Origin of the sequence: Micromonospora sp. NPDC049359, assembly GCF_044466585.1 — a bacterium.
Taxonomy (GTDB): Bacteria; Actinomycetota; Actinomycetes; order Mycobacteriales; family Micromonosporaceae; genus Micromonospora.
Map to the genome: position 1 here is coordinate 549,631 of NZ_JBITMW010000001.1, position 21,042 is coordinate 570,672.

Sequence of the window (21,042 nt, forward strand, 5' to 3'; positions counted from 1 at the left end):
GGGTGGCATGAGCGCTCCTCCGGTGCCGCGAACCGCACCGCCGGCCGGTCCCTCGGTGGCCGAACCGAACAATCCGCCGATCGCACGCCGTCCCCCCTCCGGCGACTCCGCGCTACGGCGTACCTGGCGCAGCGCCAGCCAGATGTTCGCCAGCGGCCGGCAGAACCGGGAACTCACCGACCTGGCGGCCGAGGTGCAGTCGCCCGTACACACCGGCCGGCGCATCGCGGTGGCCTCCGTGCAGGGTGGCGCCGGGAAGTCCACGGTCGCCGCGCTGCTGGCGTCGGTGTTCGCGGCCCGTCGTGCCGATCCGGTCCTCGCCGCGGACGCCGACCCGTACGAGGGCTCACTGACCTGGCGGCTCGGCGTGCCGAGCGAGCCGTCGCTGCACCAGCTGGCACCCGGCCTGCTCGCGGCACGAGGCGGCGACCTACGCGAGCTGGCACCACTCCTACCCCGCACCGGGACGGGCCTCTGGGTGCTGCCGGGCGGCACCACCAACGCGAACCTGTGCACCGCGGTCACCCGCGCGCTATCGCGCCTCTTCGCCGTCACCGTCACCGACTGCCCACCCGGCCTGGAGGCCCGTACCCCGGCGGGGGTGATGGCCGACGCGCACGCCGTGGTGCTCGTCGCGGCGGCCACACCCGACGGGGTACGGGGCACCTACCAGGCCCTCCGTCGGATCGTCGACGACGGGTACGGGGCGTGGCTGGACCGGGTCGTCGTCGTGCTGAGCGCGGGCAACCCGCACGGCCGCTCGACGCTGGACCAACGCGCGGCACGGGAGCTGATCGGGCAGACCGGCGTACCGGTGGTGGCGCTGCCCTACGACCGTCACCTGGCCGCCGGCGCGCTCATCACGCCGTCACGGATCGGCGAGGCGACACTCGTGGAGGTGACCCGCGCGGCCGCGTTGGCCCTGACCCGCGCCCGGCAGACCTGACCGGAGGACCGCATGTCGACGCGCATGGTGCACCGCCCGGCCCGGATGGCCCGCCCGATGTCAACGATGGACCCGCTGGTGCTGGACCCGCCACCGCAACTGCCCGACGGCCGGTCCGCGATGGGGCTACAGGCGCTGCTGCCGATGGCCGGCGCGGGCGTGGCCATGAGCATGATGATGTTCCTGCGTGGCTCGGGGTTCGCGGCCCTCGGCGCGGTGGTGATGGTGGCGGCGCTGGGCGCCGCCGGAGCGATGTACCTCACCCAGCTGGGCAAGGCCGGCCGACAGCGCCGCGCGCAGCGCGAGCGCTACCAGGACTATCTGGAGGAGCTGCGGGACCAGCTGCGCGAGAGCGAGCAGCGGATGCGTACGGAGGCCAGCCTCCTCGACCCGCCCGTGAACCGGCTGCTCGACGTGATCCGCAGCCCCGCCCGGCTCTGGGAGCGCCGACGCGCCGACATCGACTTCCTGCACGTACGACTGGGTGTGGGCGCGCTGCCGGTGCGACCCATCGAGCTGCGCGAGCAGAGCACGCCCACCAACCCGCTCGATCCGTTCATGCGTCACGAGGCGCGTTCACTGATCCGCCGCTTCGCGCTGACACCCGGGCTGCCCCTGCGGGCGAACCTCGACTGCGCCGGGGACGTCAGCGTGATAGCGCCGAACCACGCGGAGGCGGTGGCCGTCGCCAGGGCGATCCTCGTACAGGTCGCCACGTTCCACGCACCGGACGACGTGACGCTCGCGATCATCACCACTCCCGAACGGGCCCGGGACTGGCGGTGGGCGCGGTGGCTGCCCCACCTGCTCGACCGGACCTCGATCGGCCCGTCCGGCCCGACCCCGCTGCTGGTCACGACGGCGCAGACGCTCGTGGAACTGCTCCGCGACGACCTGGAGGAGCGGGCCACCAGCGCGCTCAAGGCCTTCCGCCACGGTGGCGGGCGAGCCGAGGCGAAGGCCCGGCCGCGCCTGCTGGTCATCGACGACGCGCACGGTGAGCTGGCTCGCGTGCTGGCCAGCCCCGACCCGACGGTCGGACTGGACAGCCTCGGCGTCACGGTGGTCCACCTGCTCGCCGACCGGCTGCACGAGCCCGGCGACGTCTCCCGCCGGATCACCATCGACGGCGACTCGGTCACCCTGGAGGACCTCACCGCGTCCCCCGCCATGACCGTACGAGGCACCCTCGACGCGGCGCCGGGTCCGCTCGTGGAGGGACTGGCCCGCAGCGTCGCACCGCTGCGACTGTCCGCCGACTCCTACGACGACGGCACCGGCACCCCACCGGCCGACTTCCAGGATCTGTTGGGCCTGTCCGACCTCACCGACCTCGACCTGACCAGCCTCTGGCGGCCACGTGGCGAGCGAGACTTTCTCCGTGTCCCGATCGGGGTCGATCCCGCCGGGCGTCCGGTGCTGCTCGACCTGAAGGAGCCCGCGCAGCTCGGCATGGGGCCGCACGGGCTGTGCGTCGGGGCGACCGGCTCGGGCAAGAGCGAGCTGCTCCGTACGCTCGTGCTCGCCCTGGCGGCGAGTCATCCGCCGGAGCGGATGGCGATGGTCCTCGTGGACTACAAGGGCGGGGCCACCTTCGCGCCGTTCAGCGACCTACCGCACCTGGCCGGGCTGATCACCAACCTGGCGGCCGACGCGGCGCTGGTGGAGCGGATGTACACGAGCCTCGACGGCGAGGTGCAGCGCCGCCAACAGGTGCTCGCCGACGCCGGCAAGGTCACCGACATCACCGAGTACCAGATGCTCCGCGCCCAGGGTGAGCGCAGCGACCTACCCCCACTGCCCCACCTCCTCGTGCTCATCGACGAGTTCGGTGAACTGCTCGCCGCCAAGGCGGAGTTCATCGACCTGTTCCTGCGCATCGGTCGGATCGGGCGGTCCATCGGCGTGCACCTGCTGCTGTCCAGCCAGCGCGTCGAGCAGGGCAAGATGCGCGGCCTGGAGAACTATCTCGCCTACCGGATCGGCCTGCGTACGCTCACCGAGATCGAGTCGCGCACCGTCCTCGACACGGTCGACGCGTTCCACCTGCCGCCGCTGCCCGGGAACGGGTACCTGAAGGTCGACGTGTCGATCTACCAGCGGTTCAAGGCCGCCTACGTGTCCGGCCCGCTCGACGAGGGTGCGGACGCCGAGCTCGCCCCGATCGTCGGACCGCTGGCGAAACCGATGCCGATGTTCGGCACCGCCCGCGCCGACGTCGACGAGAGCGCGCCGGCCGAGCCGACGGCCACCCGGCGCACCACCGGACCGACCCTGCTGTCCACGGTGGTACGGCAGATGGCGGCGAGCGGGCAGCGCGTCCCGGCGATCTGGCTACCGCCCCTGCCGTCGCTGCTCACCCTCGACGAGATGGCCGGCGGGGTGAGCACCACACCCGATGGCGTACGCCTGGGGATGAGGCCGCCGTCCGGCGGTGGATTGCCGGTTCCGCTGGGCCGACTCGACGACCCGGCCCGCCAGTGGCAGGGCCCCTGGGTGCTGAACCTCGCGGGGAGCGGCGGCAACCTGCTCATCCTGGGCGGGCCCGGCAGCGGCAAGACAACGGCGCTGCGCACCCTCGCGCTCAGCCTGTCCACCACCCGCCGTCCCACCGACGTCGGGATCTACGGCATCGACCTGCTGGGAAACGGCCTGTCGGGGCTCGCCGAGCTGCCCCACGTCGGCGGCGTCGCGGGACGCGAGGACCGTGAGCGTGTTCGCCGTGTCGTCGACGAGGTGCACGCGATGCTCACCCGGCGGCAGCGCATCTTCACCCGCCACCAGTTCGACACGGTCGAGGACCTGCGGAACGCCGACGAAGCCGTACGCACCGAGGTCGGCTGCGTCGACGTGGTGTTGCTGATCGACGGGTACGGACAGCTCAACGCCGAGTTCGAAGGTCTCGAAGGCAAGGTGCACGGCCTGCTCGCCCGGGGCGGTCGCTACGGCATCCACGTGGTCGGCACGGCCCGGCGATGGAACGAGGTCCGCGCCGCCCAGCAGGTCGCCTTCGCCAACCGCGTCGAGCTGCGGCTCACCGAGCCCGCCGAATCCAGCATCGACGGCAGGCAGGCCCGAGCCGTACCACCGGACCAGCCTGGTCGGGCGCTGACCAGCGAGAAGTTGTTCGCCCAGGTGGCGCTTCCCCGCCTGGACGGGGTCGCCGACCCGGCGGTCGCCGGTCTGGTCGCGGCGGCCCGATCGGTACGGGCGGCCTGGACGGGCGCCCTGCCGCCGCCGGTGCGGGTCCTGCCCGCCGTGCTTCCCGTGGCCGACCTGGCCGGCGCTCCCTCCGGTCACGGGGTGGTTCCCTTCGGCCGCTACGAGCACGACTTCTCCACCGCCGCCCTCGACCTCTTCGGCCGCGACCAGCACCTCCTCGTGCTCGGGGACCCCCGGACGGGCAAGACGAACCTGCTGCGGCTGGTCGCCGAGGAGTTGATGGGGCAGTACGACTCCGAGGAACTCGTCTTCGCCGTGTTCGACCCGCGTCGTGCCCTCGCCGACGTGGTGCCCGACTCCTACTGCGGCGGGTACGCCCCGAACCCGGCGCTCGCCCAGCAACTCTCCAGGGCGGTCTCCGACGAGCTGGCGAAACGGCAGTCGCCGGAGGCGGCGCGTACCCGGATCGTGCTGCTCATCGACGACTACGACATCCTGGCCGCGTCGGCCACCCAGCCGCTCGGCGCGCTGGTGCCGCACGTGGCGGCCGGCCGCGACACCGGGCTGCACGTCGTGATGGCCCGCCGGGTGGCCGGTGCCTCACGCGGCCTGTTCGAGCCGTTCCCGCTGGCCGTACGGGAGGCCGGCTGCCTCAGCCTGCTGATGTCGGGCGACCGGACGGAGGGCCAACTGTTCTCCGGCGTGCGGCCCATGGTCCTGCCGACCGGCCGCGCGCAACTGATCCGCCCCGGCGACGGTCCCCGCATGGTGCAGACCGCGTTCACCGGTGAGACGAAGGAGCACTGATGACGTTCGACACGGTGGCGCTGTGCCGCGCCGAGCCCGATGCGGCCGCGATGCTCGGGGCCCTGCTCGCGGCCGGCTCCGAGCTGAAGATGGACACCGTCGAGGCGGTCGGGCTGGTGCAACTGTTCGATCCCCTCGACGGGCGGCTCCTGCTGAGCGTCGAGGCCGCGCGCCTCGTGCGCGTACCCGGGGAGGCGCGGCGGCTCCTCGGCCTCGCGCCCGCCGACGACGTACCCGAGCCGGTGTGGTGGGTGGAGAGCCGGGCGCCGGGCGCGGACCCGCAGGCCGCGGACGTCGCCCGTCGCTTCACCGCCGCGCTGGTCGAGATCACCGGAGGGCGGACATGGGAGAGCCGATGAACGGCGCGACCGACACGATCACCGACCGGGCCGTCGTCCTGCACCAGGACCGGGCGGTGGTCGGCCTGGCACCGTGGCTCGCGCAGGCGGCCGTCGACGCGGTACGCGACGGTCTGCTGCTCCAGGTCGTCACGCCGGTGGACGGCGTCATCACGTACCCGTTCGAGACGATGCTCGCCCAGGCGCAGGGCCAGTGGGTGGTGCGGGCGGGCGAGGAGTACCGGGACGGCCTCACCGGTCTGCCGCTGCGCTGGGACGGTCACCGCTTCGCCAGACCCGACGCCGCGCAGACCGCTGGAACACTGCCCACGAACACACCGTGGACGGGTGGCCTGGAGATCCAGATCGTCACCATGCACCCCGCCACCGAGGCCCTGCGGCTGGGCGCCAGCACCGAGGCCGCCGTCCGCGCCCTCACCGGCGCCGAGCCGACCGGTTGGGGCGTCGCGGAACCGGTCACCGAACCGTGGTCACGCCACGAACTCACCGCATTCTGTCGAACGCGCGCGCCGGCACCCACCAGCCTGACCATCGTCGGCGGCGGCGACGAGACGACGACGCTCGGGGTCCTGACGGTCGAACGGGTCGACGTCGGCGTCCGCGAACAACTCCGGCTGGCCGGCCCGCCCCTGTCGGTCGTCGACGCGGCGACGCTCGAAGGACTCGCCGAGAAGTTGGCGGGTAGCGCCCGCAGCCTGATCGTGTCCGTGCATCCGGGCCGGTCCGGCGGGCTGCGGTCGAGCCGACCGAGCATGCCGGCGCTGCCGTGGGGCATCCTCGTCGGCCACCACGAAAACCCCGTCGAGTCCGAGCACGAGGTTGTCGTGGGTCGGCCCTTCGGGCGGGGTGCCCGACGGGCGTGGTGGTACCGACTGGACGGCGGTCCGGGCGCGCCGTACGAGACGCTCGGCGCGGTGCTGCGTCGCTACGGCCTGAACGGCGGTTCGGGCGGCTGACCCGCCGATCGCCTGACCACACCGGTCAGCGGCGCACCCGGTAGCGCAGGTGGAGCACCCGGTTGCCCTGAATCACCACGTCCGGATCCTCCAGCAGGTGCTGCGCGTCGACCGACCCGAAGTAACGTTTCCCGGAGCCGAGCACCACGGGTACGACGTCCATGCGTACCTCGTCGATCAGGCCTGCGGCAAGCACCTGGCCACCGACGTCGCCAGCGGCGACCTCGACCACGCGGTCACCCGCAAGCTCCCGCGCTCGGGCCACGGCCGCCTCGACGCCGCCGACGAAGTGGAACGGCGTCGCGGGGTCCCAGCTCTCGGGCGGCGGCCGGTGCGTCACGACGACCACGTGGTCGATCCCGCTCGGCGGCTTCCCGTCCCAGCCGTCCGTCAGATCGAAGACGTGGCGGCCGACGACCGTCACCCCGATCTGGTCCCAGTACGGCCGGGTGTAGTCGTAGGACGTCTGCGAGACCTTCACCATGCCGCTCTCGTCCAGCGGGACGTCACCGTTCGCCAGCCAGTCGAAGAGCGGTCCCGGCTGGTCGCTGTCGTCCGCGACGAAGCCGTCCACCGACACCGAGCCGTACATGACCACCTTGCCCACGGGCTCTCCTCTGCTCTGAGACGCCCCAAGGTAGCGTGCCGTGAGCTGCCGCTCTTGTAGAAAATCAATCGACCGGCAGCGGCCAACCGTCCAACACGTGGCCGGGGTGCTCGCGCAGAAACCGCCGCCGGACTTCGACGTACCGGGTCGGTGTGAGCCCGGTGAACGCTCGGAACTCGTGGCCGAAGTGGGCCTGGTCGAAGTAGCCCGCGCCGCTGGCGAGCTCGGCCCAGTCAACCGGCCCGGCAGGGTCGATCGTGAGCACGGTGGCGGCGAAGCGGTAGGTGCGGGCCAGCCGCTTCGGGGTAATGCCGACGTGATCCTTGAACCGCTGAACCAGGTGCGTGCTGCTGACGCCGGCCGAGACCCGCAGGTCGTCGATGGCCACTGCCCCGCTGGTCGCGGCGATGACGCTGCTCGTATGACGAACCAACCCCAGGCCGCTGGTCTCGCGCAGCCGTCGCATGAGCTCGTCCTCGAGCAGCGTCAGCATCTGGTGCGGCCCGTCCGCCGTAGCCAGCCGGTCGCGCAGCTCGGCAATGGCGGGCCGGCCCCACACCTGTTCCAACGTCACCGGCCGGTCACACAGCTCGACCGCGGGCATCGGTAGGAACGGCGCCAGTCCCCACGGCTTGACGTGCACGCCGACGGACCGGGTCCGAAGTGGGTACCCGAACTCCACGACGCGGGTGGGAGTGGTGACGACACAGCCGTCTGCGTACTCGACCGTCTCGATGTCGGTACCGGCACGAATGCGAAACGGCGCCCCGAGGTTGACGATGAGCAGCGCCGCCGGCATCGGCGGCAACATCAGCCGGGCGTACGGCGACGAACCCTCCAGGTAATAGAGGTCGTCGATCAGCGCGTCCAGCGGCGGTCGCGGCGCCCTGGACACGTACTCCACCTCGACAGTATCGCCGACGCCCCGCCGACATATCGCGTCAACACGTCGGTTCAGGGCGAGGCAACCCTAGACGCCTGTGCGCACGTAGTCCTCGATCGTGATGTCGCCGTGCTCATCCCCGCCGAGCTCGCGATAGCCCGCGATCTCCTCGAAGTCCTCGTCGTCGCTGAATTTAACGACAAGTCCGGCACCGGCGGTGTCGGCGAGAAACGTCCAGAGCGCCTGCGTGAGCTGGGGATCTTCGGAGGTCAAGTGGTTACCGATGGAGTATCCGATGACCGTCCCACTCGGCTCTCTCAGCCGCTTACCAAGCCCGATCATCAACTGGCGCGACGGACACACCAGGTAGCTTGAAACACTCACGCCCTTTCCCCCATGACAACTAGATCGGCTCGTGTTGGCGGTCGATGAACGCGCTCACACTCTCCGCCTCGGCGCGGGTCTTCTCGTGGAGGCCCGGATCGTTCGCCAGACGATCGAAGTAGCCCTTCTCCGCCGAGCCGTCGAGATCGAGAATCGCCGGAATGGTGACGATCGTCAGACGCCACTGCAGTCGAGGTGTGGCTTCCTTGAGGAGACTGACCACCCGGGCTCGTTCCGAATCGTCCAACTGGTCGGGCCCCACGTTGCGGAACCAGCGGACCAGGCTCTCTGTCGCTCCCTGCAGGATGAAGAAGGCCCATGATCGACCAATGCTGTCGATGACCTCGTCCGGTGGCGTCGTCCACGTGACGCCGAAGACGTCCTCCGAGTCCAGGTACGCGTCAGCCCAGGCGCGCACCTTCTCGGGCGTGACGTCGGCGAGAGTCGGCATCGATTGCTTCAGCCGGGTGTACAGAATGAACCAGTAGTCGTCGAAGAACGCCTTGGGAAGTCCCCAATCGGTGTCGTCGCCGTAACGGTCCCGGACGTCCACCAGATAGGCGAGGCACGTCTCCAACGCCCGCAGGGCTTCGGCCCGCTGTGGTGGGCTGGGCGGCAGCTCGCGCGTCGCCTTTCCACGCTCGACGGGATCCGCCAGTCGCCATGGGACTGGCACGGCGGCCAGCATTTCGGGGGTAACCCAGGGATCGGTCACAGGAAATCAACTCCGTAGGGCCTGAGGAAGTCACGTGCCGCTTCGAGATTCGGCAGGTGCTCGCCGAACCAGGCGCCCGGCTTGCGCATCGGATGCGCCGGGTCGGCTGCGGCCCGCTCCACCGCCTCCTGCAGCGCGGTCAACTGCTGCGGGGTCAAGGTACGCCCGCCGATGCTGATCGGTACGTTCTGATCGGCGAGCCGTTCAATCGCCATCTGTGGAGGATCGTTGCCAGCGCGGCTGAAAAGTCCCGTCCAGCCCTCATCGGTGCCGACCCGAACGCTCACCTCACGTCCCGGGGCACCGTTACGCCAGTCGAGCATGCGATCCAACTGAGCAGGCTCGGATCGGAACTTGTTGGCCACGGTTTGTGCGGTGGCCTTGACCTCCGTCACGTGAACGTTGCCGTCGGCGGTCTGGTAGACGAGATCGCTTTCGGGGATGCGCCCGGTGTCGACGACCGTGCCGTTGCCCAGGTTGACCCGTTCACCGGCGACGACGTTCAGACCGATCTTGCTGCCGGGCGCCAGATCGCCGCTCTGCAGCACCTCGTTTGCGGCACGCAGCTCCGTCGCGGCCCCCTCGAAGGCAGACCGGTCCCCGCTGAGGTTGTTCAGCACGTCGCGGAAGATGTCTCCCTGTCGGTCGACGCCTCCCGCCAGCCGCCCGGAGTCCTGGAGGTCCATGAAGTCCCGCGCCGCCTGGTTGGCCATGCCGTCCGGAAGATCGGTGCGGGAGAGCAGGTCCTGGACCTGAGCCCGCGCTGCGGGATCGAGCCGGCCAGCCTGGTCGAGGAACCGCTGCTGCTCATCCGGCGTCAGATCCCGCCCGCGATCGGCGTTTCCTCCGCCCGGCGGGTTCCCGTCGGGGGTGTTGCCACCAGGCCCGTTACCGTCCGGAAGGTTGCCACCAGGCCCGTTGCCGTCCGGGAGGTTGCCGCCAGGCCCGTTGCCGTCCGGGAGGTTGCCACCAGGCCCGTTACCGTCCGGGATGTTGCCGCCCGGAGTATTGCCCTCGGGGAGGTTCCCGCCCGGCGTATTGCCGTCAGGGATGTGCCCACCGGGGGCGTTGCCGTCCGGGATATGCCCACCGGGCGTCAGGTCACCGGGGACGTGACCGCCCGGCGTGTTCCCGCCAGGCAGATGGCCGCCCGGCCCGTTGCCGCCGTCCATGTGCATCGCGTCGCCACCGCGAACGTTGGGCATCTCGACGTCGAAGCCACGCCCGATCGGCACGTCGCCGGCGATCGCCGGAACCAACCCGAGCTGCGGGATCTTGATGTCGAACTTCCTGGCGAAGTTGATCGCCACCTCGCCGACGGTGGGCAGCTTGTCGAGCCAGTTACCGGTACGGACCAACGCGGCGCCGATCCGCGCGGCGGTGGCGCTGCCTCGAATGGTGTTGACCGCCGCGCCCGCGCCGCGCAGCCCGGAGGCGGCACCCTTGGTACCCACGATCGCTGAGACGATATTGAAGGTGGCCATGCCGGCGGCCTTCGACTTGTCCTCGCCCCAGGTGTCGTACGCGATGATGGTCTTGCCCGCGTTGAGCAGGAGGTTGCCCGCCTCGCGCTGCTCCATGAACGGCATGCCGACCGTCTGGTCGATCACGATCGTCACCGGGTTGACGTAGATCGAGACCGCCCACACGAACTTGCCGAGCCCCAGCCACGACTGACCGGCGGTGCCCCAGCTCCACTCACCCGTGGTGGGATCCCGGCCGATCAGCCCGCCCAGGTCTTGAAGCATGGTGACGAAACTGATGCCGATGCCGACGAAGTACGCCCCCACGTCGCCGAAGAAGCCGCGGTCGTGCTCCTCGTTGCTACCCCAGGGCAGGGCGCCGTCCTCACCGGCGGCGGCGTTCAGCGTGTCGGCGGTGAAGCCGTACTCGCCGTTGTCGGCCTGACCGTCGGCGTTGTCGGCCCGATACTGGAGGCCGCCGTACAGCGCGTTGATGGTGTTGGCGCACTTGCGCTGCGCCTCGAAGAACGCGGCCACCTGCGTGTTCACGGCGGTGATCAGGCCGTTGTGCTTGTCGACCTTGCCCTGGTCCTCGCGCCAGTCCTCGTCGTCCTTGATCGAGCCGACGAACTCCTCGGCCTGGCCCTTCAGCGCGGCGAGTTGAGCCTTGATCTCCTTGACCTCGGTGGCGTACGTGGCCAGCGCGGCCCCGACCGCCTGGATGTCCTCGCCCACCGAGGCCGACACCGTACGCACCGGGCCGGTGGCGGCGAAGAGCTGCGCCGCCTCTGGCGCCGTGTACACCGCCGCCAGCCCCTGCCAGGTGCTGTCGACCGCCTGGCCGGTGTTGGCGAAGTCGACGCCAGCGGTCCGAACCGTCTGCGCGTGGGTGGCCAGCGCATCCATGTTGCCGGGGATCTGCGGAATCTCCCCCGGATTGATCATCGGGGCACCGCCCCACCGCCCGGCCCCGGCATCGTGGCCGACGGGTCGGGTGCCGCCGCGGCACTGCGCTGCGCGTTCGCGGCCATCTCCAGATCACCTTCGACGTAGGCGTTCGTCGCCTGCGCCGCTGCCTGCATGCACGCCCCCGTGCGAGTGAACACGAACTCGAGATCCGTCCGAATCGACTCCACGAAGCCCTGAAGCGCCTGGCCCACGATCTCCGAACTGGACTCAGTGGCGGATCCCTCCAACGCCGAGTTCAAGCTCGTCATCTGCCCCTCGAAGGGCATGGCCGCGGCATGTGTACGAGTCAGGACGTCGCGCACTCCACCGGGGGAGATATCCCACGCGCTCACGCTCGTGCTCCCTCGTCAACAACTCGTCGGATAACGACTCAACCGATCGACTGCACCGCAGAGCGGGCCCGGGACAGCGTCGTGTTCGCCGTCTCGTCGTTCTTCGTCATGGTGGTCTTGACCAGGTCGATGATCGTGCGGACCTCGCCCGCTGCCCGGTTCCACCGGTCCTCGACCGTCCGGTACTCCTCGGACACCCCATCGGCCTGGAAGTCGGCCATCGCGGCCGCGACGTCGGAGCTGCGCTGCGAGATCAGTGACTCGAGCCGCCCGATGATGCCGGCGAGGTCACCCTGCACCTGCTGCGACGTGCCGGTATCGAAACTGCGTCGGTCTGTCATGACTGTCACTCCCCGTGTCAGCGGCTGCTGGAGAACCTGGCGGCGTCGAAGTTCGCGGTGCCCTCGGACGACCTCGCATTGTCGGACATCTCGGTGTCACCCTGACCGAACGAGGAGTCCATTCCACTCTGGCCGCCCAGAATCGCACCCAGGGAGGAGTTCAGTTCGGCGGTGATCGAATCGGCGTTCGCCTTGAACGAATCGAATGCCACCCGCCCGGCCCCGTTGAAGTTGCCCTGCAACGGCTCGGCCGCGGTGATCAGTTGCTTGATCAGAGAACCGAGATCATCGGAGGAACCCTGCGTCTGCTTGGTCAGACTGCCGAGCGTCTGAGCCCCCATGTCGAACTTCATGCCACCACTCCCCGCTCCTCGACCGAACGTCCGCCATCAATGTTACGAGATCCACGCCAATTCATCCTCAGTGGATTTTCGGGTGGGATGGCGTTTGCCGGGAAATGCGCAGTGGCAACTTGTCGGGGCATCCTTGCGCCGGCCGCCGTCTCAGGCCGCACCCGTGAGGCGACACCGATCCGGCGGGCCAGCGCCCGCGCGCCCGCCGCGTCGCCCGACCCGAGCGCGGCGCCGATGAGGGACTCCTCGTCTGACATGTACCGCCACGCCCCCTCAAGCCGATCTCCGTTGAAGATCACCGCCGGAAGCACCTGCAACCAGCCGGCGTGCCGGCCGATGCCGACTCTTCCGTCGCCAGCAGTCCGAGCGCGGCCGGTTTGCGGGCGGCTTTGACGTGTACGCCGGGCTGTTCGATAACGACCTGGAAGCGGGCGTCAACCGGTTGAACGGAGCGGTCGCAGGGTGCGGGCTGGCGCGTCCGGCGGCGGTGTCCTGGACCTTGAGAAACGGCGGAAGCCCAGGTCGATGACCTGGGCTTCCGTGCCGAGCCGCCTGACGGAATCGAACCGTCGACCTACGCATTACGAGTGCGTCGCTCTAGCCGACTGAGCTAAGGCGGCAACGATCAGCAAGTGTACGGCACCCCGTACCCCTGGGCCGAGCGGGATACCCCGACGCTCCCGCCGCCGCCAAACGGACAAGCACCGCCATCCGGCCAATTACCAGACAGCAGCGCACGCAGACCGGTACTACGCTGCGGCGGGTGACTGACGAACGCGACGATCACCAGGCACCGGCGGACGCGCAACCCGACGGAGAGCCGGCTCCTCGCCGCCCACGCTCCACCGACCCGCTGGAACTGGGCTTCACCCCTCGCAAGCCGGTGCCGTGGCTGGCGCCGTTCCTGTTGATCAGCACCGGCATCCGGACGTTGCTGGCGATCCTCTTCGGCGCGTACCTCGACAAGCGCGAGTTGCAGAACGCCTTCGGCGACGACATCTTCCGCCAGGCCGGGCCGGACGGTGGGCTCTGGCTCGACTACGTGGCCGACCTCGGCGACGGCTTCCACGCCACCTACTCCGTCGCGTACCTGCTGGCGCAGCCGGAGCTGACCGTGGACGGGCACCGGCTGCCCCGGGCGCGGACCCTGGTGATGGGCGGCGACCAGGTCTACCCGTCGGCGGCCTACGCCGAGTACGAGAACCGATGCAAGGGTCCCTACCAGGCGGCGCTGCCGGCGACGCCGCCCGACCGTCCCACCCTGTTCGCGGTGCCGGGAAACCACGATTGGTACGACGGCCTGACCGCCTTCCTGCGGCTGTTCGTCCGCTCCCGGGACCGTAACTTCGCCGGCTGGCGCACCGGGCAGTCACGGTCGTACTTCGCGGTGGAGTTGCCGGCCGGCTGGTGGCTGCTCGGCGTGGACGACCAGTCCGGCTCGTACCTCGACGATCCGCAGTTGGCCTACTTCGACGAGGTGGCCCGGCGGCTCACCCCGGAGTCAAAGGTGATCATCGCGACGCCGTCGCCGACGTGGGTCAAGGCCGCCGACGACCCGACGGCGTACGACTCGGTCGACTACTTCGTACGGACGATCATCGACCCGACCGGTGCCCGGGTGCGGCTGCTGCTCTCCGGCGACCTGCACCACTACGCCCGCTATGCCGGGCACGACCGGCAGTTGATCACCTGCGGCGGTGGTGGGGCTTATCTGTACCCCACGCACAAGCTGCCCGAGCGCCTCGAGGTACCACCGCGCGACACGCTGGCCCGGCGGGCCAGCCGCACCCAGCCGTACGACCTGGTGGCCCGCTACCCAGACGCGGCCCGCTCGCGCCGCTACGGCTGGGGCATCTTCGGCCGACTACCGTTCCGCAACCCGGGCTTCGCGACCCTGCTGGGCACCCTGCACACCCTGCTGATGCTTGCCATGGCGGGCGCGACGGCCAACTGGGGCGACAGCAGCGACCAACGGCTGTTCAGCGTTCCGCTGGTGCTGATGGTGCTGGTGACGGTGATCGCGGCGATCCTCTTCGCCAAGCCGCCCAGCGCCAGCGGCAAGCGGCACGCCCGGCACTGGCTCCTCGGCGTCGGCCACGGTGTGGCCCATGTGGCGCTGGCCGCCGGCGGCACCTGGGTCTGGTTGGCGCTGCCGTTCTACGACTGGCCATGGCCGCTGCCGGCGGTCGCCGCCGTGGTGGTGTACGGCCCGGTCATCGGGCTGGTGGCGAGTCAGCTGGTCGCAGCGTATCTGCTGGTGGCAGGCGCCTTCGGGGTGAACGTCAACGAACTGTTCGCCGGCCAGGGCATCGAGGACTCCAAGTCGTTCCTGCGGCTGCGCATCGACCCGGACGGCACGCTGACCGTCTACGCCATCGGCGTCGACCGGGTGTCCCGAGACTGGCAGGTCAACCCCGACCAGTCCCCCACCGCAAGCTGGCTGACCCCCAAAACCCCCCTAACCCCCCACCTAACCGAACCCCCCGTAGTCCTCACCTGACCGGACCACTAGTTGATCAAGAGGTTTGCGTCATCCGGAGCCCGAATTTTGACGCAAACCTCTTGATCAACGCGGGCTGGCGGGGTGGGGGTGAGGGTGGGGGTGGGGGTGGGGGTGGGGTTTTAGGGGGTGTAGTGCTGGTCGTGGGCTTGGCGGGGGGCGCAGACGGAGGCGCGGGAGCAGGAGCAGCGGGAGCCGTCCGCGTCGAGGCGTACGGTCACCGCGTCGCGGGGCACGCTGTGGCCGACCACTCGACCACTGCCCTCGGGCGTCGTCACCCGACTGCCGACGGCGGGCGCGGTCTCCTGGAAGCGCTGGTACAGCGGATGTTCGTACTTGAGGCAACACATCAGTCGACCGCAGGCTCCCGAGATCCGCAGCGGGTTGAGCGGCAGGTCCTGGTCCTTGGCCATCCGGATGGTCACCGGCTCGAAGTCGGTGAGGAACGTCGCGCAGCACAGGTCACGCCCGCATGAGCCGATGCCGCCCTGGACCCGAGCCGAGTCGCGCGCCGAGAGCTGGCGCAGCTCGACCCGGCAGTGCAGGGTGGCGCCGAGGTCGCGGACCAGTGACCGGAAGTCCACCCGGTGCGGGGCGGTGAAGTAGACCGTACTGCGCTCGCCGCCGCCGTCGGCGGAGCCGAGCACATGGTCGACGGCCACCACCTTCATCGGCAGGCCGTGCGCGCGGATGAGCCGTTTGGCCGCCACCTTCGCCTCGGCCTTACGACGGCGCAGCGCCTCGTCACGGCGCAGGTCGTCGTCGCCGGCCAACCCCACCAGCCGGGGGAAGCCGTCGGTCTCCTCGCTCACCCACTGGGCGGCCCAGACGCACTCGGCGACCTCGGGTCCGTCGTCGGTCGGCACGAGCACCCGGTCGCCAACCTGGGGGCGCAGCTCGCCCGGGTCCAGGTAGTAGAGCCGCCCGTACCGGTTGAAGCTGACCGCGCAGAGCATGCCCATCCCCCCACCCTACGACGGATCACCGCGGAGAACGCGGCGGGCGATACCTCCATCTCCATCCATGACCGTCGACTCGACCGATTGCCGGGCCACCCGTCGTGCCGATGATCCTCGCCCGGACGGTTGAATCCGTGCCCGGGAAGGGGACAAACGCTGCCGGACAGCGTTGAGTGGAGGCAGACCTGCGGGGGGTGCAGGGGGAAGACCACGGCGTCGCCGTGCGCGCCGGCTCTGCTCTGGCGCCCGCGAGCGACGCCGTGGCCTGCCCGCGAGCCACCACCACCGGCCCGAAGCAACGGCGTGGCCCGCGCGGGAACCACCACCGCCGGCCCAGAGCGACGCCGTGGCCGATAGCCGCGGACCGACACATCTGGGCCTGAGCAACGTCACGAGCCGACCCGCAAACCAACGACCACGACCAGGCCTGGGAGCGGGCGGGGGTACTGCTACCAGCCGACCCTGGTGTGCTGGTCGTAGCGGGCGCGCTCCTGAGTCGGCGACCGCCAGGTGGACTCGGCCAGGCTCGGCGCCCACTGGCGCAGGAGTGTCTCGGCGCCGTCGTACGCGACGCAGAGCACCGCCAGCACCCGCGCGGCGATCTCGGCGGCGTCGGCGACGCCCGGCCCGACCGGCGTCAGGCGGTTCGGGGGGCCGGCGGCGGTGGCGGCGACCACGGCCACCGCCTCGGCCGAGCGCAGCAGGTCGGCCAGCGTGCGGGCGAGGGCGAGACGGCTGCCCTCCACCCAGTCGGCGAGCGCGTCCGCGTACCCGGCGGTGGATTCCATCCGCCCGACCAGGCTCTCCGGCCCTTCGTCCAGGTGGCGCAGCAGCGCGGCACGCTCCTGCCCGTACGCCGAGGCGGCCGGCCCGGACCAGAGCACGGGGTCGGTGAGCGCGGCGCCGACGTCGTCGTACCCCCGGACGAGCCGGCGCACGGCGTGCCCGGCGCTGACGAGCGGCGCCGGGTGCAGGTCGAGGAAGCCCCGGACGGCGTCGCCGGGCAGCACCTGCATCCGGCGGAGCAGGGGCCACACCCGGTGCCCTTCGGGAACACCGGCCGCGAGCAACGCGTCCACCCGGCGCAGCAGGTTGAGGCCGGGTTCGGCGAGCCGGTCCAGTGGGTCCATCACGGCTCTCCGGTGATCCGGCGGCGGGCGGCGCGGTCGACCTCGGCGTACCGGTCGGCGGCCTCGCGGACGGCCGAGGCGGCGGCGGCGAGGCGGCCGGCGGCAGCTCGGGCCTCGCGGGCCCGGTCGTCGGTGGCGGCGGCCCACTGTCGATGCAGCGCGCGACCGATCTCGCCGGGACGGCCCGGGGCGTCCGCGCCGAACGCGGCCTGGGCCGGATCACTGGCGGTGACGGTGTGGGACAGGGTGGTGAGCGTGGCGCTCGCCTCGTCGAGCCGGGCGGAGAGCGCGCGCAGCGTGTCCATGTCAGGCCCCCGCGAGCGGTCGGTAGGCGGCGAACGTCTCGTTGTGCAGCTTCTCCCGGGCCCACTCGGCCGCGTCCGCCGCCGCGGTGACCGCGGCCTGCACCGAGCCGGCCACGTCGCGCGGGCTGCGGGCGTGCAGTGGCCCCAGGAACCGGACGTCGGTGATGCGGCCGGCGGCGGTGACCACCACCTCGACCAACCCGTCCGGCGAACGGACGGTGACCTCGACCGTCGACACGGCCTGGTCGAACTCGGCCTGCAACGACTCGATACGGCGGTAGCGCCGCACCGCCTCCTCGATCCAGGCCTCGTCGATCTCCCCCCGCGGCATCGGCGACTCCTCCCGGATGGATCATCACTGAGCGTGCCGCCACCGTCACCACGGCACACCGGACCGTACCGCACAGCAATCGCACGTGTCGATGGCTGTGGACAACCGGCGGGAGCTGCTGGTCAACCCTTCCAGAGGGCGAGCATCATCGCCTCGACGGCGATGCGCGGCTTGACGTTCGCGTCGATCGCCGCACGGCAGGCGAGCACGGCCTCCAGCCGGCGCAGCGACCCCTCGGCGTCCCACTTCTGGGCCCCGGCGCCGGCGAGCGCGGCGGTGTCGGTGTGCACCGGGTCGACCGGTGCGCGCAGCGCCATGGTGAGCGCGTCACGGTAGAAGCCGGCCAGGTCGACGAGCGCCCGGTCGAGCGCGTCGCGCTGGGCGCGGGTGGCCCGTGACTTCTGCCGCTTCTCCAGTTCCTTGAGCTGCCCGGCGGCACCCCGGATCGCGCCGGCCGCGCCCCGGCCGGTGCCGCCCGCGCCGAGCGCCGTCTGCAGTGCCGCCCGTTCGGCCACGTCGGCCTCGGCGACCGACGCCTCGGCCTCCGCCTCGGCAGCCTCGATCAGCGCGGACGCCGCGTCGAACGCCGCGCCCACGCCGGTCAGCCGGCGCGGCACGGCGAGCACCGCCGCACGCCGCTTGCGGGCCTCCGGGTCGCGGGCCAGCCGGCGGGCCCGGCCCACGTGCCCCTGCGCGGCCGCCGCCGCCCACTGCGCCACGTCGGGCGCGATGCCGTCCCGACGGACCAGCACCTCGGCCACCGCGGTGGCCGGCGGCTGCCGCAGGGGTACGACCCGACAGCGCGACCGGATGGTCACCGAGATGTCGTCCGGGTGGGTGGACGGGGCGCAGAGCAGGAAGACCGTCCGCGGTGGCGGCTCCTCGATGGCCTTGAGCAGGGCGTTACCGGCTGCCTCGGTGAGCCGGTCGGCGTCCTCGATCACCACCACCTGCCAGCGCCCGCCGGACGGGGTGCTGGCCGCGCGGAGCACCAGCGCGCGCATCTCGCCGACGCCGATGGAGAGCCCTTCCGGCACCACCAGCCGGACGTCGGCGTTGGTCCCGCCCATCGTGGTGTGGCAGCCGGGGCACTCGCCGCAACCGGTGCCGTACGCACACTGCAGGGCCGCGGCGAAGGCGCGCGCGGCGACCGAGCGGCCGGACCCGGGTGGCCCGGTGAAGATCCAGGCGTGGGTCATGCCAGCGGCCGGGTCGGGGGTGCCGGCCCCGATTTCGGCCTCGCCCGCTGCGACGAGGGCGGGCGCCCGGTCGGTCGCGGCGGCACGCAGCACGGCCGCCGCCGCCGCGGCGGCGCGGCGCAGTTCGGTCACCGCCTCGTCCTGACCGACCAGGTCGGCGAAGACGTCCGGCATCAGGTCTTGTGCTCCATCGTCACCAGCTCCGCGTCGGATAACTCAGGCTGCACCGAGGTGTCCGGGCCCTGCGCGGGTCGCGGGTGCACGATGCCGCCGGGCTTGCCGAGCATCTCCTCGACGCGCCGGACCACCAGCTGGGTGATCTCGCCGACCGGCCGGGACGCGTCGAGCACCAGGTAGCGCTTCGGGTCGGCGGCGGCGAGGTCGAGGAAGGCGTAGCGGACGCGCTCGTGAAAGGCGATCGACTCGGCCTCAAGCCGGTCGGCCGCACCGCTGCGCGAGGCGACCCGGGACAGGCCGGTGCGCGGCTCGACGTCGAGCAGCACCACGAGGTCGGGCTTGAGGCCGCCGGTGGCCCAGGAGGAGAGCCAGGAGACCTCGTCGACCGGGAGCGTGCGCCCGGCACCCTGGTACGCGAGCGACGAGTCGACGTACCGGTCGCTGATCACCACGTCACCGCGGACCAGCGCGGGCCGGACCACGGAGGCCACGTGGTGCGCCCGGTCGGCGGCGTAGAGCAGCGCCTCGGCGCGCGGGGACGGCGCCTCGTCGCCGGAGGTCTCCAGCACCAGCGACCGGATCCGCCGGCCGACGCCGGTCGCCCCCGGTTCGCGGGTCACCAGCACGTCGCGCCCGTCGGTGCGCAGCCGCTCGGCGAGCGCGGCGAGTTGGGTGGACTTGCCGGCACCCTCGCCGCCCTCGAACACCACGAACAGCCCGGCCGAGACGAACGGCTCCGCCGGCGTCAGCGGACGGCCCCGGATCGAGCCCCAGAGGTCGGCGAGGACCGGGACGCCCTTCTTGTCGTCCATCTGGCCGAAGGCGCTGATGCCGGCGAAGATGCCGGCGGCGCCGGCCGCGAGCAGCAGCAGTCGGGTGGACGAGACGGAGATGCCGAGGTCGGCGATCTCCAGCTTGCGCGAGCCACCGACGCCGACCAACACGCTGCTCAGCCCGATGGCCAGGATCAGCACCAGTCGGGTGCCGATCTGCACCACCGCGAACACCCGGCCGCGCACCTCGTCGGCCACCTCACCGCCCAGCAGCGTGGTGCCGGCCAGGAAGGCCATGCCCGCGCCCGCGCCGACCAGCACCGCGCCGACGATCGCCATGGACAGGTGGATGGCGAAGGCGAGGGTCATCACGGCGGCGCTGGCCAGCACGATGCTCATGCCGAACCAGCGACGCCGGGACATCTCCTTGACGACCATCGGGCCGAGCCCGATGCCGAGCGCCAGACCGACGAAGATCGCGCCGAAGAGCAGCGAGAACGCGGCATCGCCGGCACCCAGTGAGTTGGCGAAGAACTTGGCCGTGCCGACCACGATGCCGCCGCCGGCGAACGCGCCGAAGATGCCCAGCACCAGGCCGCGGACGAGCGGGGTCTGGCCGATGAATTTCCAGCCCTCGGAGAACTGCCGGAACATGCTCTGCTCGGAACGCCCCGCCTCGCCGCGCTGCGCCTCGCTGATCTCCTTGATCCCGAACGCCACCACCAACGCGGTGGCGAGCCGGGAGAAGGCGTTGAACCAGAGTGCGAGTTGAGCCGGTTCGGCCCAGGAGGGTAGATCGCCGCCCACAGCGCCTCTGACACCACGGTCCAGCACTGCGAGGCCGATGGCCGCGGCCACCGGGGTGAGGCCGTACGTGGTGATCAACGTGAGCTGGTTGGCCGCCTCCAGGCGGGCCCGTGGGATCAGGTTGGGGACCGCGGCCTCCTTGGCCGGGATCCAGAGCAGGGTGAGCGACTCGATCAGGAAGGTGGCGATCAGCGCCCAGCCGACCACCAGGCCGCCGGCGGCCCCGCTGAGGGCGTAGAGCGGAATGGAGGCGAAGAGCACGAAGCGCAGCAGGTCGCAGATGACCATCGTCCAACGCCTGTCGAACCGGTCGGCGAAGACGCCGGCCACCGGGCCGAGCACCAGCGCGGGCAGTAGTCGGATCGCGGTGACCCCGCCGAACGCGGCGCCCTGGGCGGTGCTGCCCTGCACCTGCGAGGCGGCGAAGAGGGCGGTGGCGAGCAAGCCGAGCCAGTCACCGAAGGAGGCCGCGCCGAGCACGATCCAGAGCCGGCGGAACGGCCTGATTCGCAGTACCGAGCGGATCGCGGCATAGCCGGACGCGTCGACCTGACCACCGCTGGACTGGTTGGCGGCGCTGCCCG

At 71.3% G+C, this 21,042-nt stretch carries 19 protein-coding genes and 1 tRNA gene; 5 read left to right on the forward strand and 15 right to left on the reverse strand.

What is annotated here, in order from left to right:
• Positions 1 to 7: 7 nt before the first annotated feature.
• The 4 genes from ACIBTX_RS02545 to ACIBTX_RS02560 are packed head-to-tail and all read left to right on the forward strand — an operon-like array spanning position 8 to position 6,230.
• Positions 8 to 946 carry a hypothetical protein gene (locus ACIBTX_RS02545; RefSeq protein ID WP_357123745.1) on the forward strand — a complete coding sequence of 313 codons (939 nt, stop codon included), beginning with the start codon at positions 8 to 10 and terminating at the stop codon, positions 944 to 946.
• A 12-nt stretch (positions 947 to 958) separates the two neighbouring features.
• Positions 959 to 4,915, forward strand: a complete 3,957-nt coding sequence (gene eccCa, locus ACIBTX_RS02550; RefSeq protein ID WP_396831952.1) for a type VII secretion protein EccCa — start codon at positions 959 to 961, stop codon at positions 4,913 to 4,915.
• Positions 4,915 to 5,274 carry a hypothetical protein gene (locus ACIBTX_RS02555; RefSeq protein WP_357172009.1) on the forward strand — a complete coding sequence of 120 codons (360 nt, stop codon included), beginning with the start codon at positions 4,915 to 4,917 and terminating at the stop codon, positions 5,272 to 5,274. Before eccCa ends, ACIBTX_RS02555 begins: the two co-directional genes overlap by 1 nt.
• Positions 5,271 to 6,230, forward strand: coding sequence for a DUF6177 family protein (locus ACIBTX_RS02560; RefSeq protein WP_357123735.1), 960 nt, complete (start codon positions 5,271 to 5,273; stop codon positions 6,228 to 6,230). Before ACIBTX_RS02555 ends, ACIBTX_RS02560 begins: the two co-directional genes overlap by 4 nt.
• Before the next feature lie 25 nt (positions 6,231 to 6,255).
• On the opposite strand, the gene ACIBTX_RS02565 is transcribed toward ACIBTX_RS02560, so the two are convergent.
• The 9 genes from ACIBTX_RS02565 to ACIBTX_RS02605 form a co-directional block, all read right to left on the reverse strand.
• Positions 6,256 to 6,837, reverse strand: coding sequence for a dihydrofolate reductase family protein (locus ACIBTX_RS02565; protein ID WP_357123732.1), 582 nt, complete (start codon positions 6,835 to 6,837; stop codon positions 6,256 to 6,258).
• A 64-nt stretch (positions 6,838 to 6,901) separates the two neighbouring features.
• Positions 6,902 to 7,732, reverse strand: a complete 831-nt coding sequence (locus ACIBTX_RS02570; RefSeq protein WP_396831953.1) for a helix-turn-helix domain-containing protein — start codon at positions 7,730 to 7,732, stop codon at positions 6,902 to 6,904.
• Positions 7,733 to 7,807: 75 nt separating this feature from the next.
• Positions 7,808 to 8,104 carry a hypothetical protein gene (locus ACIBTX_RS02575; RefSeq protein WP_363661015.1) on the reverse strand — a complete coding sequence of 99 codons (297 nt, stop codon included), beginning with the start codon at positions 8,102 to 8,104 and terminating at the stop codon, positions 7,808 to 7,810.
• A gap of 19 nt (positions 8,105 to 8,123) precedes the next feature.
• Complete coding sequence (locus ACIBTX_RS02580) at positions 8,124 to 8,819, reverse strand: hypothetical protein (RefSeq protein WP_357123723.1); 696 nt, start codon at positions 8,817 to 8,819, stop codon at positions 8,124 to 8,126.
• Positions 8,816 to 11,227 carry a hypothetical protein gene (locus ACIBTX_RS02585; RefSeq protein WP_396831954.1) on the reverse strand — a complete coding sequence of 804 codons (2,412 nt, stop codon included), beginning with the start codon at positions 11,225 to 11,227 and terminating at the stop codon, positions 8,816 to 8,818. Before ACIBTX_RS02585 ends, ACIBTX_RS02580 begins: the two co-directional genes overlap by 4 nt.
• A complete protein-coding gene (locus ACIBTX_RS02590) occupies positions 11,224 to 11,583 on the reverse strand; it encodes a DUF6507 family protein (RefSeq protein ID WP_355049251.1) in 360 nt (119 codons plus the stop codon). The genes ACIBTX_RS02585 and ACIBTX_RS02590 overlap by 4 nt, the downstream gene beginning before the upstream one ends.
• 38 nt (positions 11,584 to 11,621) lie before the next feature.
• Positions 11,622 to 11,924 (reverse strand): pore-forming ESAT-6 family protein, encoded by a 303-nt coding sequence (locus ACIBTX_RS02595; RefSeq protein ID WP_355049252.1) that lies wholly within the window; start codon positions 11,922 to 11,924, stop codon positions 11,622 to 11,624.
• Positions 11,925 to 11,941: 17 nt separating this feature from the next.
• Positions 11,942 to 12,277 carry a hypothetical protein gene (locus tag ACIBTX_RS02600; RefSeq protein WP_357123716.1) on the reverse strand — a complete coding sequence of 112 codons (336 nt, stop codon included), beginning with the start codon at positions 12,275 to 12,277 and terminating at the stop codon, positions 11,942 to 11,944.
• 546 nt (positions 12,278 to 12,823) lie between these two features.
• Positions 12,824 to 12,897: transfer RNA gene (locus ACIBTX_RS02605), tRNA-Thr, on the reverse strand.
• Positions 12,898 to 13,040: 143 nt separating this feature from the next.
• On the opposite strand from ACIBTX_RS02605, the gene ACIBTX_RS02610 reads away from it, so the two are divergent.
• Complete coding sequence (locus ACIBTX_RS02610; RefSeq protein WP_357172014.1) at positions 13,041 to 14,777, forward strand: metallophosphoesterase; 1,737 nt, start codon at positions 13,041 to 13,043, stop codon at positions 14,775 to 14,777.
• 122 nt (positions 14,778 to 14,899) lie between these two features.
• Here ACIBTX_RS02610 and ACIBTX_RS02615 read toward each other — a convergent pair whose 3' ends face one another.
• The 6 genes from ACIBTX_RS02615 to tmk form a co-directional block, all read right to left on the reverse strand.
• Positions 14,900 to 15,739, reverse strand: a complete 840-nt coding sequence (locus ACIBTX_RS02615; protein ID WP_357123709.1) for a regulatory iron-sulfur-containing complex subunit RicT — start codon at positions 15,737 to 15,739, stop codon at positions 14,900 to 14,902.
• A gap of 446 nt (positions 15,740 to 16,185) precedes the next feature.
• Positions 16,186 to 16,866, reverse strand: coding sequence for a hypothetical protein (locus ACIBTX_RS02620; RefSeq protein WP_357172015.1), 681 nt, complete (start codon positions 16,864 to 16,866; stop codon positions 16,186 to 16,188).
• Positions 16,866 to 17,171, reverse strand: coding sequence for a hypothetical protein (locus ACIBTX_RS02625; protein ID WP_355049258.1), 306 nt, complete (start codon positions 17,169 to 17,171; stop codon positions 16,866 to 16,868). The genes ACIBTX_RS02620 and ACIBTX_RS02625 overlap by 1 nt, the downstream gene beginning before the upstream one ends.
• Before the next feature lies 1 nt (position 17,172).
• Positions 17,173 to 17,502, reverse strand: coding sequence for a YbaB/EbfC family nucleoid-associated protein (locus ACIBTX_RS02630; RefSeq protein ID WP_355049259.1), 330 nt, complete (start codon positions 17,500 to 17,502; stop codon positions 17,173 to 17,175).
• A 122-nt stretch (positions 17,503 to 17,624) separates the two neighbouring features.
• Positions 17,625 to 18,875 (reverse strand): DNA polymerase III subunit delta', encoded by a 1,251-nt coding sequence (locus ACIBTX_RS02635; protein WP_357123700.1) that lies wholly within the window; start codon positions 18,873 to 18,875, stop codon positions 17,625 to 17,627.
• Entirely contained in the window at positions 18,875 to 20,965 is a 2,091-nt protein-coding gene (gene tmk / locus ACIBTX_RS02640; RefSeq protein ID WP_357124649.1) for a dTMP kinase, read from the reverse strand. The genes ACIBTX_RS02635 and tmk overlap by 1 nt, the downstream gene beginning before the upstream one ends.
• Positions 20,966 to 21,042 lie beyond the last annotated feature (77 nt).